This window comes from Streptomyces sp. NPDC002926, assembly GCF_053591755.1.
The window spans coordinates 1-16949 of record NZ_JBSFUK010000039.1 but is presented as its reverse complement, the minus strand read 5'-3'; the positions used below and the strand labels follow the sequence as shown (position 1 = coordinate 16949).

17 protein-coding genes are annotated in these 16949 nt (G+C 69.3%); 16 read left to right on the top strand and 1 reads right to left on the bottom strand.

The annotated features are described in order from the left end of the window. The first annotated feature begins 113 nt into the window (after positions 1–113). The 4 genes from ACWDZ6_RS30700 to ACWDZ6_RS30685 all read left to right on the top strand — a co-directional run bounded on the left by ACWDZ6_RS30700 (position 114) and on the right by ACWDZ6_RS30685 (position 4723). On the top strand, positions 114–821 hold the full coding sequence (locus ACWDZ6_RS30700) for an MBL fold metallo-hydrolase (protein ID WP_326648603.1): 708 nt from the start codon (positions 114–116) through the stop codon (positions 819–821). Positions 822–832: 11 nt separating this feature from the next. Next, positions 833–2095, top strand: a complete 1263-nt coding sequence (gene hisS / locus ACWDZ6_RS30695; protein WP_451505435.1) for a histidine--tRNA ligase — start codon at positions 833–835, stop codon at positions 2093–2095. 579 nt (positions 2096–2674) lie between these two features. Beyond that, positions 2675–3310 carry a vitamin K epoxide reductase family protein gene (locus tag ACWDZ6_RS30690; RefSeq protein WP_451505434.1) on the top strand — a complete coding sequence of 212 codons (636 nt, stop codon included), beginning with the start codon at positions 2675–2677 and terminating at the stop codon, positions 3308–3310. A 45-nt stretch (positions 3311–3355) separates the two neighbouring features. After that, positions 3356–4723 (top strand): replication-associated recombination protein A, encoded by a 1368-nt coding sequence (locus ACWDZ6_RS30685; protein ID WP_406732701.1) that lies wholly within the window; start codon positions 3356–3358, stop codon positions 4721–4723. Positions 4724–4744: 21 nt separating this feature from the next. Here the strand turns inward: ACWDZ6_RS30685 and ACWDZ6_RS30680 are convergent, their stop codons facing one another. Next, on the bottom strand, positions 4745–5440 hold the full coding sequence (locus tag ACWDZ6_RS30680) for a DUF2470 domain-containing protein (RefSeq protein ID WP_451505433.1): 696 nt from the start codon (positions 5438–5440) through the stop codon (positions 4745–4747). A gap of 188 nt (positions 5441–5628) precedes the next feature. On the opposite strand from ACWDZ6_RS30680, the gene rpsD reads away from it, so the two are divergent. The 12 genes from rpsD (at position 5629) to aroQ (ending at position 16634) form a co-directional block, all read left to right on the top strand. After that, positions 5629–6243 (top strand): 30S ribosomal protein S4, encoded by a 615-nt coding sequence (gene rpsD / locus ACWDZ6_RS30675; protein ID WP_326648597.1) that lies wholly within the window; start codon positions 5629–5631, stop codon positions 6241–6243. Positions 6244–6591: 348 nt separating this feature from the next. Then, complete coding sequence (locus ACWDZ6_RS30670; RefSeq protein WP_366732510.1) at positions 6592–7026, top strand: DUF948 domain-containing protein; 435 nt, start codon at positions 6592–6594, stop codon at positions 7024–7026. A 6-nt stretch (positions 7027–7032) separates the two neighbouring features. Next, positions 7033–7362, top strand: a complete 330-nt coding sequence (locus ACWDZ6_RS30665) for a DUF6167 family protein (RefSeq protein WP_451505432.1) — start codon at positions 7033–7035, stop codon at positions 7360–7362. Further along, on the top strand, positions 7362–10031 hold the full coding sequence (gene alaS / locus ACWDZ6_RS30660) for an alanine--tRNA ligase (RefSeq protein ID WP_451505431.1): 2670 nt from the start codon (positions 7362–7364) through the stop codon (positions 10029–10031). The genes ACWDZ6_RS30665 and alaS overlap by 1 nt, the downstream gene beginning before the upstream one ends. A 5-nt stretch (positions 10032–10036) precedes the next feature. Further along, the gene (gene ruvX / locus ACWDZ6_RS30655) at positions 10037–10501 is read left to right on the top strand and encodes a Holliday junction resolvase RuvX (protein ID WP_326648593.1); all 465 of its coding nucleotides are present in this window, start codon (positions 10037–10039) and stop codon (positions 10499–10501) included. 104 nt (positions 10502–10605) lie between these two features. Beyond that, on the top strand, positions 10606–12324 hold the full coding sequence (gene mltG / locus ACWDZ6_RS30650; protein ID WP_451505430.1) for an endolytic transglycosylase MltG: 1719 nt from the start codon (positions 10606–10608) through the stop codon (positions 12322–12324). Continuing rightward, a complete protein-coding gene (locus ACWDZ6_RS30645) occupies positions 12321–13157 on the top strand; it encodes a shikimate dehydrogenase (RefSeq protein WP_451505429.1) in 837 nt (278 codons plus the stop codon). The genes mltG and ACWDZ6_RS30645 overlap by 4 nt, the downstream gene beginning before the upstream one ends. Continuing rightward, a complete protein-coding gene (locus ACWDZ6_RS30640) occupies positions 13154–13297 on the top strand; it encodes a hypothetical protein (RefSeq protein ID WP_451505428.1) in 144 nt (47 codons plus the stop codon). Before ACWDZ6_RS30645 ends, ACWDZ6_RS30640 begins: the two co-directional genes overlap by 4 nt. A 112-nt stretch (positions 13298–13409) precedes the next feature. Continuing rightward, positions 13410–14594 (top strand): chorismate synthase, encoded by a 1185-nt coding sequence (gene aroC, locus ACWDZ6_RS30635; RefSeq protein WP_451505427.1) that lies wholly within the window; start codon positions 13410–13412, stop codon positions 14592–14594. Between the two features lie 29 nt (positions 14595–14623). After that, positions 14624–15106 (top strand): shikimate kinase, encoded by a 483-nt coding sequence (locus ACWDZ6_RS30630; protein WP_406733935.1) that lies wholly within the window; start codon positions 14624–14626, stop codon positions 15104–15106. Further along, positions 15103–16197 carry a 3-dehydroquinate synthase gene (aroB, locus tag ACWDZ6_RS30625; protein ID WP_351456668.1) on the top strand — a complete coding sequence of 365 codons (1095 nt, stop codon included), beginning with the start codon at positions 15103–15105 and terminating at the stop codon, positions 16195–16197. The genes ACWDZ6_RS30630 and aroB overlap by 4 nt, the downstream gene beginning before the upstream one ends. Continuing rightward, complete coding sequence (gene aroQ / locus ACWDZ6_RS30620; protein WP_451505426.1) at positions 16194–16634, top strand: type II 3-dehydroquinate dehydratase; 441 nt, start codon at positions 16194–16196, stop codon at positions 16632–16634. The genes aroB and aroQ overlap by 4 nt, the downstream gene beginning before the upstream one ends. Positions 16635–16949: the final 315 nt, after the last annotated feature.

Sequence of the window (16949 nt, the reverse complement as noted above, 5' to 3'; positions counted from 1 at the left end):
GTGTGCCCCGTACCGTATACGGGTTGGCTGTGGGACGAGCGGCGCCGGTAGGCTCTGAACTGCTGCAATTCAATACAGCTTTATCCCTCTCGACGACCACACCGAGGACGATCGTGCTTATTGCCGGGTTCCCCGCAGGAGCCTGGGGGACCAACTGTTACCTGGTCGCCCCGGCCGCAGGCGAGGAGTGCGTGATCATCGACCCGGGCCACCAGGCGGCCGAGGGAGTCGAAGAAGCGCTTGCGAAGCATCGGCTCAAGCCTGTCGCCGTCGTGCTCACGCATGGCCACATCGACCATGTCGCCTCTGTCGTCCCGGTATGCGGCGCCCATGACGTACCGGCGTGGATCCACCCCGCGGACCGGTACATGATGAGCGACCCGGAGAAGGCGCTGGGCCGGTCGATCGGGATGCCGCTGATGGGCGAGCTGACCGTGGGAGAGCCGGACGATGTCAAGGAGCTGGCCGACGGCGTCGAGCTGCGCCTCGCCGGCCTCGACTTCTCCGTCGCGCACGCGCCCGGCCATACCAAGGGGTCGGTGACGTTCCGGATGCCCGAGACCGATGACATTCCGTCGGTCTTCTTCTCGGGCGATCTGCTCTTCGCCGGCTCCATCGGACGCACGGACCTGCCCGGCGGCGACCACGCCGAGATGCTCGAGTCGCTGGCGCGTGTGTGCCTGCCGCTCGACGACTCGACCGTGGTGCTGTCCGGCCACGGCCCCCAGACGACCATCGGCCGCGAGCGTGCCACCAATCCGTATGTGCGGGATGTGGCCGCCGGCCTCGGGAGCGCAGCAGCTCCCCGACGAGGAATGTGACGAGAGTTTCCGTGAGCACCTTTCAGGCCCCCAAGGGCACGTACGACCTGATTCCGCCGACGTCCGCGGTGACCCTCGCGGTGCGTGAGGCGATCTCCGCACCGCTGAAGAACTCCGGCTACGGCTACATCGAGACGCCCGGATTCGAGAACGTCGAGCTGTTCTCGCGCGGTGTCGGCGAATCCACCGACATCGTCTCCAAGGAGATGTACGCCTTCGAGACCAAGGGCGGCGACAAGCTGGCGCTGCGTCCCGAAGGCACCGCGTCCGTGCTGCGCGCGGCGCTGGAGGCCAACCTCCACAAGGCCGGCAACCTGCCGGTGAAGCTCTGGTACTCGGGCTCGTACTACCGCTACGAGCGCCCGCAGAAGGGCCGCTACAGGCACTTCTCGCAGGTCGGCGCGGAAGCGATCGGCGTGGAAGACCCGGCGTTGGACGCCGAGCTGATCATCCTGGCCGACCAGGCGTACCGCTCGCTCGGCCTGCGTGATTTCCGCATCCTGCTGAACTCGCTGGGCGACAAGGAGTGCCGCCCCGTCTACCGGGACGCGCTTCAGGGCTTTCTGCGCGCGCTCGAGCTGGACGAGGACACCCGGCGCCGGATCGAGATCAACCCGCTGCGGGTCCTGGACGACAAGCGCGCGGAGGTCCAGAAGCAGCTGGTGGGCGCGCCGCTGCTGCGTGACTACCTGTGCGACGCGTGCAAGGCGTACCACGAGGAGGTGCGTGAGCTGCTGACCGCGGCGGGCGTCACGTACGAGGACGACGAGAAGCTGGTGCGCGGGCTCGACTACTACACGCGCACGACTTTCGAGTTCGTCCACGACGGTCTCGGCTCGCAGTCCGCGGTGGGCGGCGGCGGCCGCTACGACGGCCTCTCCGAGATGATCGGCGGCCCGGCGCTGCCGTCGGTCGGCTGGGCGCTCGGCGTGGACCGTACGGTCCTGGCGCTGGAGGCGGAGGGCATCGAGCTCGAACTCCCGTCCACCACGAGCGTGTTCGCGGTCCCGCTCGGCGAGGAGGCGCGCCGCGTGCTGTTCGCTCTCGTCACGGAGCTGCGCAAGGCCGGTGTCGCGGCGGACTTCTCGTACGGCGGGAAGGGCCTCAAGGGCGCCATGAAGAGCGCGAACCGCTCGGGGGCGCGCTACACGCTCGTGGCCGGTGAGCGCGATCTCGCGGAGGGCGTGGTCCAGCTCAAGGACATGGAGAGCGGCGAGCAGTCGCCGGTGGCTCTGGCGGACGCGGTGACCGTCATCCGCGAACGCCTGGTCTGACGTTTTTGCCGGGGCGCTGCCCCGGACCCCCCGGAGGGCGTACGGGGGTCCGGGGCAGCGCGACGCCTTCTGCTCAAGGGCCACCATCGTGATGATCTCTTCGGGATTATGCGATTTCGGGTCGTAACGGGCTAAATGCGACACCGTCTCATGGGCCGTCAACTCCGCGGGTGCGGATTCGTCCTGCCAAAGGAGGCCGATACGGGAGCGCCGGAGGCGGTTCCCGGTCGCGGGATCCGCGCCCCGCGGACGGTCACCTCGCCCGCATACCGCGCGCGAGGCCCCTCGAGGATCTCCACCATCGCGCTCCTGCCCGCCCCGTCCGGGCGGCGGACGCCGAAGGCCTCACCCTGCCCGGATGCCCTGGTCCAGGCCGTCCACGGCGGACGGTTCGCCGTACCGCTCGCGAAGTCCGTGCACGTTCACCGCGAGTTCTGTCAGGGTGACGAGCTTGCTCCCGGAGGTGAGCAGTCCGGGTCGGCAGTCCGTACATCCTTATGTCCATCGAACGGTGGACACAGGGGCGGGTGCGGCAGAATGACCCTGCCCCAGCAGGCTACTGAGCGATGGATCGGCGATATGAAGACTGCACCTGTTGACGACGTGTCCTCCGGCCGGCAGGCCGACGGCTCCAAGGGCACGATCGGTGGCAGTCGTGCCTTCGCATGGCTGCTGGTGATCACGGGTGCGGCCGGGCTGCTGGCCTCATGGGTGATCACGATCGACAAGATCAAGCTGGCGGAGGATCCGTCGTTCACGCCCGGCTGCAGTCTGAATCCGGTCGTTTCCTGCGGCAACATCATGAAGAGCGAGCAGGCCGCGGCGTTCGGGTTCCCGAATCCGATGATGGGTCTGGTGGCGTACTCGATGGTGATCGCCATCGGGGTCGCACTGCTGGCCGGGGCCCGCTACCGCCGCTGGTACTGGCTCGGTCTCAACGCCGGCTGTCTCTTCGGCGTCGGGTTCTGCACCTGGCTGCAGTACCAGTCGCTGTACAACATCAACTCGCTGTGCCTGTGGTGCTCGCTGGCCTGGGTCGCCACGATCGTGATGTTCTGCTATGTCACCCTGCACAACATCCGGCATTACGTCATCAAGGTCCCGGAGGGGCTGCGAAAGGGCCTGCTGGAGTTCCACTGGATGCCGCCGGTGCTGTGGATCGGGATCATCGGGATGCTGATCCTGACCCGCTGGTGGGACTTCTGGACCGGCTGACCCGGCCGGACGGCGCTGTCAGTGCCCTGACATAGGCTTCACAGCGTGGAGCCCGACCTCTTTACCGCCGCAGCCGAAGAACGCCAGGAGAAGGATCCGTCCAGCAGCCCACTGGCCGTTCGGATGCGTCCGCGCACCCTCGACGAAGTCGTCGGCCAGCAGCATCTGCTGAAGCCGGGATCGCCGCTGCGCCGGCTCGTCGGCGAAGGCGGCGGCGGCCCCGCCGGTCCCTCGTCCGTGATCCTCTGGGGCCCGCCCGGCATCGGCAAGACGACCCTCGCGTATGTCGTCTCCAAGGCCACCAACAAGCGCTTTGTGGAGCTCTCCGCGATCACCGCGGGCGTCAAGGAGGTCCGGGCGGTCATCGAGGGAGCCCGCCGCGCCGCCGGCGGCTTCGGCAAGGAGACCGTCCTCTTCCTCGACGAGATCCACCGTTTCTCCAAGGCGCAGCAGGACTCCCTGCTGCCCGCCGTGGAGAACCGCTGGGTCACGCTGATCGCCGCCACCACCGAGAATCCGTACTTCTCGATCATCTCCCCGCTGCTGTCCCGCTCCCTGCTGCTCACGCTGGAATCGCTCACGGACGAGGATCTGACCGGACTGCTGCGACGGGCGCTCACCGACGAACGCGGCCTGGGCGGCGTGGTCGCACTCCCGGAGGACTCCGAGGCGCATCTGCTGCGGATTGCGGGCGGCGACGCCCGCCGGGCGCTGACCGCGCTCGAGGCCGCGGCCGGCGCGGCCATGGACAAGAGCGAGAAGGCGATCAGCCTCCAGACGCTGGAGGAGACCGTCGACCGCGCCGCGGTGAAGTACGACCGCGACGGCGATCAGCACTACGACGTGGCGAGCGCTCTCATCAAATCCATCCGCGGCTCCGATGTGGACGCCGCGCTGCACTATCTGGCGCGCATGATCGAGGCGGGGGAGGACCCGCGGTTCATCGCCCGCCGGCTGATGATCTCGGCGAGCGAAGACATTGGCCTCGCGGACCCGACGGCTCTGCCGACCGCGGTCGCCGCCGCCCAGGCGGTGGCCATGATCGGTTTCCCCGAGGCGGCCCTCACCCTCAGCCACGCCACCATCGCGCTGGCGCTGGCCCCCAAGTCGAACGCTGCCACCACCGCGATCGGCGCCGCGCTCGCGGACGTACGGAACGGACTGGCCGGAGCGGTCCCGCCGCATCTTCGCGACGGCCACTACAAGGGGGCGGCCAAGCTCGGCCATGCCCAGGGCTATGTCTATCCGCACGATGTGCCGGGTGCGATCGCCGCCCAGCAGTACGCCCCGGACGCGGTGCACGGCAAGCGCTACTACGAGCCCACGCGGTACGGCGCGGAGGCGCGCTATGCCGATGTGGTCGAGAAGGTGCGCGAGCGGCTGCGCCCGGAAGGCCAGGCCGAGGGGCGGTGACATCCGGCGCACCTGCGCCGGTCAGTGCGAAGCGGCCCCGAAGAGCGTGTGCATCGCCCGGCGCAGCTCGGTGACATCGCGTACCGGATCGGGAAATTCGAAGCGCGCGTCGAAGCACGGCTCGCCCACGAACCGCACCCGCAGTCCGAACCGGTCCAGTGCCAGGGGCACCGCACGCTGCCGGTTCGCGCCGCCCGCCCTGTCCGCCCGGTCGCCGAGCAGCCCGCACAGCTCCTGCACCTGCTCGCCGTGCGCGGAGTGCAGATGCTGCAGCAGGTCGGCCTCGTGCGTCACGAGAGGATCGACGGACGCCTGCGCGAACTCCTCCGGCTCGACGCTCTCCGCGCCCCACAGATCGTCGACGCAGGCCTCGCCCACCTCGAGCCGCAGCATCATGGAGCCGGGCTCGGCCAGGCCGGGTACGCAGGTGAGCCAGCCGGAGACCCAGGCGCGGCCGCGGATACGATGGGGCACGGACACCGGGGCGACGTCGGTGATCTCCAGCACGGCGGACAGTTCATCGTCCTGGGCGTGCGTGGCGGCCCGCACAGCCGGTGAGTCCGCGGGAAACAGCAGGAACACCTCGCCGTCCTGCCCCACGACCCGCGCCCGAGGTGTGAGCTGGTCAGGACGTGCTCCGTCCAGCCCGGGGATGAGCACTACCGCGGAGCATGTACTCTGTACGAGAGTTCGTGTGCGCTCGGCTGCTGACGGCATCCGAGTGATTTCAAGCCCGCTGGGACGCGGCTGACCATGAGCTGATCGGACCTCCGTCGCTTCGACGCTCTGTGAATCGTCGACGTTCTTTGTGCTGTCCGTGATGCGCTTGGTGTTCCCAGGGCGAGACATGCGATCTCCTTGAGTAAGGTGAGCCTAACCTAACCTACAATGGAGGTCTGGAGAACGTGCCTAACCAGTCGCGTCCCAAGGTCAAGAAGTCACGCGCGCTCGGTATCGCGCTGACGCCGAAGGCTGTCAAGTACTTCGAAGCCCGCCCCTACCCGCCGGGCGAGCACGGCCGTGGCCGCAAGCAGAACTCTGACTACAAGGTGCGTCTGCTCGAGAAGCAGCGTCTGCGCGCCCAGTACGACATCAGCGAGCGGCAGATGGCGCGTGCCTACGACCGCGCCAAGAAGGCCGAGGGCAAGACCGGCGACGCGCTGGTCATCGAGCTCGAGCGCCGCCTCGACGCCCTGGTCCTGCGTTCGGGCATCGCCCGCACCATCTACCAGGCCCGTCAGATGGTCGTGCACGGCCACATCGAGGTCAACGGTGGCAAGGTCGACAAGCCGTCGTTCCGCGTCCGTCCCGACGACGTGGTGATGGTCCGCGAGCGCAGCCGCGAGAAGTCGCTCTTCCAGGTCGCGCGTGAGGGTGGCTTCGCCCCCGACGGCGAGACCCCCCGCTACCTGCAGGTCAACCTGAAGGCCCTGGCGTTCCGCCTGGACCGTGACCCGCAGCGCAAGGAAGTTCCGGTCATCTGCGACGAGCAGCTGGTCGTCGAGTACTACGCCCGCTGATCAAGGCGCAGTAGCTCACAGCGCTACAGCCCGCCGCTTCCCCGCCCCTACCGGTGGAGGAGCCGGCGGGCTCTCGCGTTTCCAAGGGCCGGGCCGGCGGACGGGCCGCACGCCGCCGGCCCGTCTGTGCGGGCGCGGCCTTCCCGTACGCAGGGCCACAAAGGAGCGATGGCCGCCTCGCTCGGAACACGCGGCGTACCGACGTACAAGCACTCCGTACAATCGGTTTGCGCAACTCCCCCTCCTCCCTTCTGCCCACCCGGAATCCGGTAGGGGGCTCGACCGTGGGCGCGATAGGGTCGGAGGACGATTTTCGAGGACCCATCGACGAGCAGAGAGCGGTGCAGAGTGACCGGTGGAGAGGTTGCCGGGATCCTGGTGGCCGTCTTCTGGGCGATTCTGGTCTCCTTCCTCGCCGTGGTGCTGGTGAGGCTGGCCCAGACGCTCAGGGCGACCACCGAACTCGTGGCGGAAGTGACCGAGCAGGCGGTGCCGCTGCTGGCCGACGCCTCCGCGACGGTGCGCAACGCGCAGACCCAGCTCGACCGGGTCGACGCCATCGCGACGGACGTCCAGGAAGTCACCTCCAACGCCTCGGCGCTCTCGACGACCGTCGCCTCGACCTTCGGCGGCCCGCTGGTCAAGGTCGCCGCCTTCGGCTACGGCGTACGCCGGGCCATGAGCCGCAAGAGCGATGACACGCCGGCCGCGGCGCCGTCCCGTCGTGCGGTGATCGCCGGCCGCACCGTGCCGGCCGCCCGGCGCAAGAAGCGGAAAGGCTGACGCTCGATGTTCCGCCGTACCTTCTGGTTCACCGCGGGCGCCGCAGCCGGCGTCTGGGCCACCACCAAGGTCAACCGCAAGCTCAGGCAGCTGACCCCCGAGAGCCTCGCCGCGCAGGCCGCGAACAAGGCGATCGACGCGGGCCACAAGCTCAAGGACTTCGCCCTCGACGTCAGGGCCGGCATGGTCCAGCGCGAGGCCGAACTGGGCGAGGCGCTGGGCCTGGAGACTTCCGCCGAGCCCGAACTCCCCGCGCAGCGACGCTTCGCTGCCATCGACCGACCGAAGCACCCGTACAACTCGTACCCCTCGCACAACCGGAATGAGGACCACTGATGGAGTCGGCTGAAATCCGCCGCCGCTGGCTGAGCTTCTTCGAGGAGCGCGGGCACACCGTCGTGCCTTCGGCGTCGCTCATCGCGGACGACCCGACTCTGCTGCTGGTCCCCGCGGGCATGGTGCCGTTCAAGCCGTACTTCCTCGGTGAGGCCAAGCCGCCCGCCCCGCGCGCTACCAGCGTGCAGAAGTGCGTCCGCACGCCGGACATCGAAGAGGTCGGCAAGACCACTCGCCACGGCACGTTCTTCCAGATGTGCGGCAACTTCTCCTTCGGGGACTACTTCAAGGAAGGCGCCATCACCTACGCCTGGGAGCTGCTGACCAGCTCTGTGGCCGACGGTGGCTTCGGCCTGGACCCCGAGCGGCTCTGGATCACGGTCTACCTCGACGACGACGAGGCCGAGCAGATCTGGCGGGACAAGATCGGCGTGCCGCCCGAGCGCATCCAGCGCCTCGGCAAGAAGGACAACTTCTGGTCCATGGGCGTCCCCGGACCCTGTGGCCCCTGCTCCGAGATCAACTACGACCGTGGCCCGGAGTTCGGCGAAGAGGGCGGCCCGGCCGTCAACGACGAGCGCTATGTGGAGATCTGGAACCTGGTCTTCATGCAGTACGAGCGCGGCGCCGGCGAGAGCAAGGAAGACTTCCCGATCCTCGGTGACCTGCCGTCGAAGAACATCGACACCGGCCTCGGCCTCGAACGCCTCGCGATGATCCTGCAGGGCGTACAGAACATGTACGAGACCGACACCCTGCGCGTCGTCATGGACAAGGCCACCGAGCTGACCGGCGTCCGCTACGGCGCCGACCACGGCTCGGACGTCTCGCTGCGCGTGGTCGCCGACCACATCCGCACGTCCGCGATGCTCATCGGCGACGGCGTCACCCCCGGCAACGAGGGCCGCGGCTATGTGCTGCGCCGCATCATGCGCCGCGCCATCCGCAATATGCGGCTGTTGGGCGCCACCGGACCGGTCGTCGCCGAACTCGCCGGCACGGTCATCACGACCATGGGCGAGCAGTACCCGGAGCTGATCACCGACCGCAAGCGGATCGAGACCGTCGCCGTCGCCGAGGAGGCCGCCTTCCTCAAGGCCCTCAAGGGCGGCACCAACATCCTCGACACCGCGATCACCGACACCAAGGCCGGCGGCGGCACGGTCCTCGCCGGCGAAAAGGCGTTCCTGCTCCACGACACCTGGGGCTTCCCGATCGACCTCACCCTGGAGATGGCCGCCGAGCAGGGGCTGTCCGTGGACGAGGACGGCTTCCGGCGCCTGATGAAGGAGCAGCGGGACAAGGCCAAGGCCGACGCCAAGGCCAAGAAGACCGGTCACGCCGACCTGTCCGCCTACCGCTCGGTCGCCGACAGCTCCGGCTCCACCGAGTTCACCGGCTACTCCGCCACCGAGGGCGAGTCGACGATCGTCGGCCTGCTGGTCGACGGTGTCCCGTCGCCCGCCGCCACCGAGGGCGACGAGGTCGAGGTCGTGCTCGACCGCACGCCTTTCTACGCCGAGGGCGGCGGCCAGCTCGCCGACCAGGGCCGTATCAAGCTCGACACGGGCGCCGTCATCGAGATCCGCGATGTGCAGCAGCCCGTCCCGGGTGTCAGCGTGCACAAGGGTTCGGTGCAGGTCGGCGAGGTGACGGTCGGCTCCACCGCCTACGCCGCCATCGATACCAACCGCCGCCGTGCCATCGCCCGCGCCCACAGCGCCACGCACCTCACGCACCAGGCGCTGCGCGACGCCCTCGGCCCGACGGCCGCCCAGGCCGGTTCGGAGAATTCGCCGGGCCGCTTCCGCTTCGACTTCGGCTCGCCCGCCGCCGTACCCGGCACGGTCCTCACCGATGTCGAGCAGAAGATCAACGAAGTCCTCGCCCGTGAACTCGACGTCCAGGCCGAGGTCATGAGCATCGACGAGGCCAAGAAGCAGGGCGCCATCGCCGAGTTCGGCGAGAAGTACGGCGAGCGCGTGCGCGTCGTCACCATCGGCGACTTCTCCAAGGAGCTCTGCGGCGGTACGCATGTGCACAACACCTCCCAGCTGGGACTGGTGAAGCTGCTCGGCGAGTCGTCGATCGGCTCCGGAGTGCGCCGTATCGAGGCTCTCGTGGGCGTCGACGCCTACAACTTCCTCGCCAAGGAGCACACGGTCGTTGCCCAGCTCCAGGAGCTGGTCAAGGGTCGTTCCGAGGAGCTCCCCGAGAAGATCTCCGGCATGCTCGCCAAGCTCAAGGACGCCGAGAAGGAGATCGAGAGGTTCCGCGCCGAGAAGGTGCTGCAGGCCGCCGCCGGTCTCGCTTCGGGTGCCAAGGACGTACGGGGCCTGGCTCTGGTCACCGGTCAGGTGCCGGACGGCACCGGCGCCGACGATCTGCGCAAGCTGGTCCTCGACGTCCGCGGCCGCATCCCGGGCGACCGCCCCGCGGTCGTGGCCCTGTTCTCCGTCGCCAACGGCCGCCCGGTCACGGTCATCGCCACCAACGAGGCCGGCCGCGAGCGTGGCCTCAAGGCCGGTGACCTCGTCCGTGCCGCCGCCAAGACCCTCGGCGGCGGCGGTGGCGGCAAGCCGGACGTCGCCCAGGGCGGCGGCCAGAACCCGGCTGCCATCGGCGACGCCGTGGCGGCCGTCGAGCGCCTCGTCGCCGAGACGGCCTGACGCTGATGCGCAGAGGACGCCGTCTCGCGTTCGACGTCGGGGACGCCCGGATCGGGGTCGCCTCGTGCGACCCCGACGGGGTCCTCGCCACGCCGGTGGAGACCGTGCCGGGACGCGATGTCCCGGCCGCCCACCGGCGGCTGCGGCAGCTCGTCGAGGAGTACGAACCGATCGAGGTCATCGTGGGCCTGCCCCGCTCGCTCAGCGGCGGCGAGGGCCCGGCCGCGGTCAAGATCCGCGGCTTCGCACAGGAGCTCGCGCGCGGTATCGCGCCCATTCCGGTCCGACTGGTCGACGAGAGGATGACCACAGTGACGGCCAGTCAGGGACTGCGCGCTTCGGGCGTGAAGTCCAAAAAAGGCCGGTCCGTCATCGACCAGGCTGCCGCTGTGGTGATCCTCCAGAACGCTCTGGAGTCCGAAAGGGCGTCCGGTGAGGCACCTGGGGAGGGCGTCGAAGTGGTTGTCTGATCGCGATACGGTAACGTTCCGCGCGATGCGGTGGTGTTCGAACAGGTGCCGCACAGTAAAGAGTCGGGATGGCTCAACGCCCGCCTCGCGGCCCTAGGGGATCGATGACTGAGTATGGCCGGAGCTCCGGCTCCGAACCGTGGCATCCCGAGGACCCGTTGTACGGGGACCAGGGATGGGGAGGACAGCAGGCTGCAGCCGGCCAGCCTCCGTACGGCGGCCAGCCGCAGCAGCAGTACCCGCAGCAGCCGCAGCAGTACGGCAACCAGCAGGACCCGTACCAGCCGCAGTACGACCAGCACGAGTACGACCAGCAACGGCAGCAGTACGACCAGCAGCAGCAACAGCAGCAACAGCAGTACAACCAGCAACAGCAGTACAACCAGCAGCAACAGCAGCAGTACAACGAACAGCAGCAGTACAACGGCGGCTGGGACACCGGCCAGCACCCGGCCATGCCCTACGGAGCGAGCCCCGGCGACACCTACCGGGGCCCGCAGCCCGGCTACGGCAGCCAGCAGGAGGCCGACTACTACGCCACTCCTGAGGCGTACCCGCCGCCGCAGCCACCCGGCCGGCGCCAGGCCGAGCCGGAGCCCGCCTCCGACTGGGATGCCGAGGCGCAGCAGGAGGAGACCCACCCCTTCTTCACCGGCGACGACGGCCGGGACGCCGACGACGAGTACGACGACGACCCGGGCGAGTCGCGCCGGGGCGGCGGCCGTGAGCGCCGCGGCAAGACCAAGAAGAAGAGCCGCAACGGCTGCGCCTGCCTGGTCGCGTCGCTGATCCTCGTGGGCGGTCTCGGCGGTGCCGGCTACTTCGGCTACCAATTCTGGCAGAGCCATTTCGGTCCGGCCGAGGACTACACCGGCGCCGGAAGCGGCTCGGCCGAGGTCGACATCCCCAAGGGCGCGGGCCTCGGGGAGATCGGCACCATCCTCAAGAAGGCCGGTGTCGTGAAGAGCGCGGGCGCCTTCGTCTCCGCCGCAGACGGAAAGAGCATCGAAGCCGGCGTCTACACGCTTGCGAAGGGCATGTCCGGCAAGAGCGCCGTGGAAGCCATGCTCAACCCTGCCAGCCGCAACAACCTGATCGTCACCCCGGGCAAGCGCAATTCCTGGGTCTACGAGCAGATCGACAAGCGCCTCGGCATCAAGGCGGGAGCCACCGAGGCCGTCGCGAAGGCTAAGGCGAAGACGCTGGGCCTGCCCGAGTGGGCCGATGACAACAAGGACATCAAGGACCCGCTGGAGGGCTTCCTGTACCCCGCGACGTACCCGGTCGCCAAGGGCATGAAGCCGGAAGCCGTCCTTCAGAAGATGGTCGCCCAGGCGAACGAGGCATTCGGCAAGAAGGACCTCAAGGCCGAGGCCGCGAGGCTGGGCCTGAAATCGCCGCTCCAGGTGCTCACTGTCGCGAGCCTCGTCCAGGCCGAAGGCAAGTACAAACACGACTTCGACAAGGTCTCGCGGGTCGTCTACAACCGTCTCGAACCGAACAACGCCGAGACGGTCGGGCGGCTCGAGTTCGACTCGACGATCAACTACATAAAGAGCGGGAGCAAACTCGACCTCGGTGCCGTCGATGACCTGCGGAAGATAAAGGACCCGTACAACACGTATGACATCAAGGGTCTGCCGCCGGGGCCGATCGGCAACCCGGGTCTGGATGCCTTCGGTTCGGCGCTCAAGCCGACGCCCGGCCCCTGGTACTACTTCGTGTCGATCACCGAGGACGAGACGCTCTTCGCGGTCACCAACGCCGAACACGAGCGGAACCGCAAGAAGTACGCAGAGCAGCAGAAGAAGAACGGCCAGTGAGCACTCCGAAGCGCGCGGCGGTCCTCGGATCACCGATCGCCCACTCACTCTCCCCGGTGCTGCACCGGGCGGCCTACGCGGAACTCGGCCTTGCCGACTGGTCGTACGACCGGTTCGAGGTGGACGAGGCGGGGCTGCCGGAATTCGTGGAGGGACTCGATGCCTCCTGGGCCGGGCTGTCGCTGACCATGCCGCTCAAGCGCGCGATCATTCCGCTGCTCCACGGCATCAGCGACACCGCGGCCTCCGTGGAAGCCGTGAACACGGTGGTCTTCACCGAGGACGGCCGCCGTCTCGGCGACAACACCGATATCCCCGGCATGATCGCCGCGCTGCGCGAGCGGGGCGTCGACAAGGTCGGATCGGCCGCGGTGCTGGGCGCCGGCGCGACCGCGTCGTCCGCGCTCGCCGCGCTCTCGCGGATCTGTACGGGACCGGTCACCGCGTATGTACGAAGTGCGGCCCGGGCGCACGAGATGCGCGGCTGGGGCGGGCGGCTCGGCGTCGAGGTGCGTATCGCCGACTGGGCCGAGGCCGCCGCGGCGCTGCGTGCGCCGCTGGTCATCGCCACCACGCCGGCCGGTGCCACGGACGAGCTGGCGTATGCCGTACCGGACCGCCCCGGAACGCTCTTCGACGTGCTGTACGACCCCTGGCCGACCGCACTCGCCGCCGCCTGGTCGCGGCAGGGCGGGGACGTCGTCGGCGGCCTGGACCTCCTGGTCCACCAAGCGGTGCTCCAGGTCGAGCAGATGACGGGGCGGACCCCCGCGCCGCTCAGGGCCATGCGTGCAGCCGGCGAGAAGGCGCTGACCAGCGGCGGAACCGCGTGAATCTCGCGGGGCGCGTCCCGGAGGCCATCATGTGGATCCTCCTGCGCATGGTGCCCCTCCAGGTGTACGCAGGACTGGCCGCCGGTATCGCCCTGATCGTGCTGCTGGTGAAGCTGAGGCGGGCCCGCGCGTCCGGTTGATGGACCGGAGACCGGGTCGCGGCCCGGGACGTGGGAGGATCGAAGGAGGCGGGCCAGGGCCGCGCACCCGGTCGCGCCGTCGCAGTTCCAGGCGCGAGCAGGAGGAGCACCGTTGAGCAGGTTGCGTTGGCTGACGGCGGGGGAGTCGCACGGACCCGCACTGGTGGCGACGCTGGAGGGTCTTCCCGCCGGCGTGCCCATTACCACCGAGATGGTGGCGGACCACCTTGCCCGTCGGCGCCTCGGCTATGGACGCGGTGCGCGGATGAAGTTCGAGCGCGACGAGGTCACCTTCCTCGGTGGCGTGCGCCACGGACTGACCATGGGCTCGCCGGTGGCGGTCATGGTGGGCAACACCGAGTGGCCGAAGTGGGAGCAGGTTATGTCGGCCGACCCGGTCGACCCCGATGAGCTCGCCAAGCTGGCCCGCAACGCGCCTCTGACCCGGCCGCGTCCCGGCCATGCCGACCTGGCCGGCATGCAGAAGTACGCGCTTGAGGAGGCCCGGCCGATCCTGGAGCGGGCCAGCGCCCGCGAGACCGCGGCGCGTGTCGCGCTCGGCGCGGTCGCCCGCTCCTACCTCAAGGAGACGGCGGGCATCGAGATCGTCTCCCACGTCGTCGAACTGGCCGCCGCCAGGGCTCCGTACGGCGTGGTGCCCGTCCCCGCCGACGAGGCGAAGCTCGACGCGGACCCGGTGCGCTGCCTGGACGCCGATGCGTCGAAGGCGATGGTCGCGGAGATCGACCAGGCCCACAAGGACGGCGACACCCTCGGCGGCGTTGTCGAGGTGCTGGCCTACGGCGTGCCGGTCGGTCTCGGCTCGCATGTGCACTGGGACCGGCGCCTCGACGCCCGTCTCGCGGCCGGGCTGATGGGCATCCAGGCCATCAAGGGTGTCGAGGTCGGCGACGGCTTCGAGCTGGCGCGCGTACCCGGGTCGAAGGCCCACGACGAGATCGTGCCGACCGAGGACGGCCTCCGCCGCACGTCCGGCCGCTCCGGCGGTACGGAAGGCGGCATGTCCACCGGTGAACTGCTGCGTGTACGGGCCGCGATGAAGCCGATCGCGACCGTGCCGCGTGCGCTGGCCACCGTCGACGTCGCGACCGGCGAGGTCGCGGCCGCCCACCACCAGCGTTCCGACGTCTGTGCCGTACCGGCCGCCGGGATCGTGGCCGAGGCGATGGTGGCGCTCGTCCTCGCTGACGCGGTCGCCGAGAAGTTCGGCGGCGACAACGTCTCCGAGACCCGCCGCAATGTGCAGTCCTACCTCGACAACCTGCACATCCGGTGAACGCCCCGCTGATCGTCCTGGTCGGGCCCATGGGCTCGGGCAAGTCCACCGTGGGTGAGCTGCTCGCCGAGCGGCTCGGCGTGGCCTACCGGGACACCGACGCCGATATCGTCGCTGCCCAGGGCCGGGAGATCGCGGACATCTTCGTCGACGAGGGCGAGCCGTACTTCCGTGATCTCGAGCGCGAGGCCGTACGGGCCGCCGTGACCGAGCACTCCGGAGTGCTCGCACTCGGCGGCGGCGCGATCCTGGACGACTCGACCCGTGAGCTGCTGGCGGGCCTGCCCGTCGCCTATCTCTCGATGGACGTGGAGGAGGCGGTCCGGCGGGTCGGTCTCAACCAGGCGCGCCCGCTGCTCGCCGTCAATCCGCGCCGTCAGTGGCGGGAGCTGATGGATGCCCGCCGCCATCTCTACACCGAAGTGGCACGCGTCGTCGTGGCCACCGACGACCGCACGCCCGAAGAGGTCGCCCAGGCGGTCCTCGACGCACTGGAGCTGAAAGACGTATGACCGATCAGGCAGTGACCCGAATCCAGGTCGGCGGTACGGACGGCTCCGATCCGTACGAGGTGCTGATCGGCCGGCAACTGCTGGGCGAGCTGCCCGGGCTGATCGGCCCGCGCGCCCAGCGGGTGGCCGTGCTGCACCCCGAGGCGCTCGCCGGCACGGGTGACGCGATCCGTGAGGATCTGGCTTCCCAGGGCTATGAAGTCATCGCCATCCAGCTGCCGAACGCCGAGGAGGCCAAGACCGTCGAAGTCGCGGCGTACTGCTGGAAGGCGCTCGGCCGGACCGGCTTCACCCGCAGCGACATCATCATCGGCGTCGGCGGCGGTGCCACCACCGACGTCGCCGGCTTTGTCGCGGCGACCTGGCTGCGCGGGGTGCGCTGGATCGCCGTCCCGACGACCGTGCTCGGCATGGTCGACGCGGCGGTCGGCGGAAAGACCGGCATTAATACCGCCGAGGGCAAGAATCTCGTCGGGGCCTTCCACCCGCCGGCCGGAGTGCTGTGCGATCTGGCTGCCCTGGACTCGCTGCCGGTCAACGACTACGTCAGCGGCATGGCGGAGATCATCAAGGCCGGTTTCATCGCCGACCCTGCCATCCTCGACCTGGTCGAGGCCGATCCGCAGGGCGCGCGTACGCCCGCGGGGCCGCACACCGCCGAGCTGATCGAGCGTTCCATCCGGGTCAAGGCCGAGGTGGTCTCCAACGACCTCAAGGAATCCGGACTGCGCGAGATCCTCAATTACGGCCACACTCTCGCGCACGCGATCGAGAAGAACGAGCGCTACAAGTGGCGTCACGGCGCTGCCGTCTCGGTCGGCATGGTCTTCGCTGCCGAACTGGGGCGGCTGGCCGGGCGTCTTGACGATGCGACCGCCGACCGGCACCGCTCCGTCCTGGAGTCCGTCGGACTGCCGCTGACGTACCGCGGCGACCAGTGGCCCAAACTCCTGGAGACCATGAAGGTCGACAAGAAGTCCCGCGGCAACCTGCTGCGCTTCATCGTCCTCGACGGTCTCGCCAAGCCCACCGTGCTGGAAGGCCCGGATCCGGCGGTACTGCTCGCAGCCTACGGAGAGGTGTCCGCGTGACCCGTCAGGTGCTGGTACTCAACGGCCCCAACCTCGGGCGGCTCGGCTCCCGCGAGCCCGACGTCTACGGCGCGACCTCCTACGCGGGTCTGGTGGAGACCTGCCAGGAGCTCGGCAAGGAGCTCGGCTTCGACGTCGACGTACGCGAGACGAACGACGAGGGCGAGTTGATCCGCTGGCTGCACGAGGCCGCGGACGGCTCAATTCCGGTCGTTCTCAACCCCGGTGCCTTCACCCACTATTCGTACGGGATGCGCGACGCGGCCGCTCAGCGGACCGCCCCGCTCATCGAGGTGCACATCTCCAACCCGTATACGCGCGAGGTATTTCGGCACACCTCGGTGGTCGCGGCCGTGGCCAGCGGCACGATCGCCGGCTTCGGCATCGGCTCGTACCGCCTCGCGCTGCGCGCGCTGGCCGAAGAATTGACCGGCTGACAGGGCACTTTGGGCCTGCCCCGGCCGTTCCCATCGTGGCGGCCGGGGGAGGTACCGTTCGGTAGCAAGGCGGCCCAGCTGCCGCCTGACCAGCGTCAGTCGTACGAGACGGAGTGGCACCGGATGCAGCAAGCAGTGGGGGCTCCGCTGCCGCCGCCCCACGGACCGGGGCACGGACCTGCCGGATGGACACACGGTGCCCAGCACCCGGGGCATGCGCAGGGGGCTCCCGCCGGACCGCCGCGGGGCGCGCCCGCCGGCCCTCCGCCGCAGGGCCCTCCGCCGCCGCAGGGCCCGCCCCACGGCGGCTGTCCC

Coding starts and splice junctions, on each gene's coding strand:
- ACWDZ6_RS30690 (WP_451505434.1), top strand. CDS start 2,675: ATGAAGACTGCACCTGTTGACGACGTGTCCTCCGGCCGGCAGGCCGAC.
- ACWDZ6_RS30680 (WP_451505433.1), bottom strand. CDS start 5,440: ATGCCGTCAGCAGCCGAGCGCACACGAACTCTCGTACAGAGTACATGC.
- ACWDZ6_RS30665 (WP_451505432.1), top strand. CDS start 7,033: ATGTTCCGCCGTACCTTCTGGTTCACCGCGGGCGCCGCAGCCGGCGTC.
- alaS (WP_451505431.1), top strand. CDS start 7,362: ATGGAGTCGGCTGAAATCCGCCGCCGCTGGCTGAGCTTCTTCGAGGAG.
- ruvX (WP_326648593.1), top strand. CDS start 10,037: ATGCGCAGAGGACGCCGTCTCGCGTTCGACGTCGGGGACGCCCGGATC.
- mltG (WP_451505430.1), top strand. CDS start 10,606: ATGACTGAGTATGGCCGGAGCTCCGGCTCCGAACCGTGGCATCCCGAG.
- ACWDZ6_RS30630 (WP_406733935.1), top strand. CDS start 14,624: ATGGGCTCGGGCAAGTCCACCGTGGGTGAGCTGCTCGCCGAGCGGCTC.
- aroB (WP_351456668.1), top strand. CDS start 15,103: ATGACCGATCAGGCAGTGACCCGAATCCAGGTCGGCGGTACGGACGGC.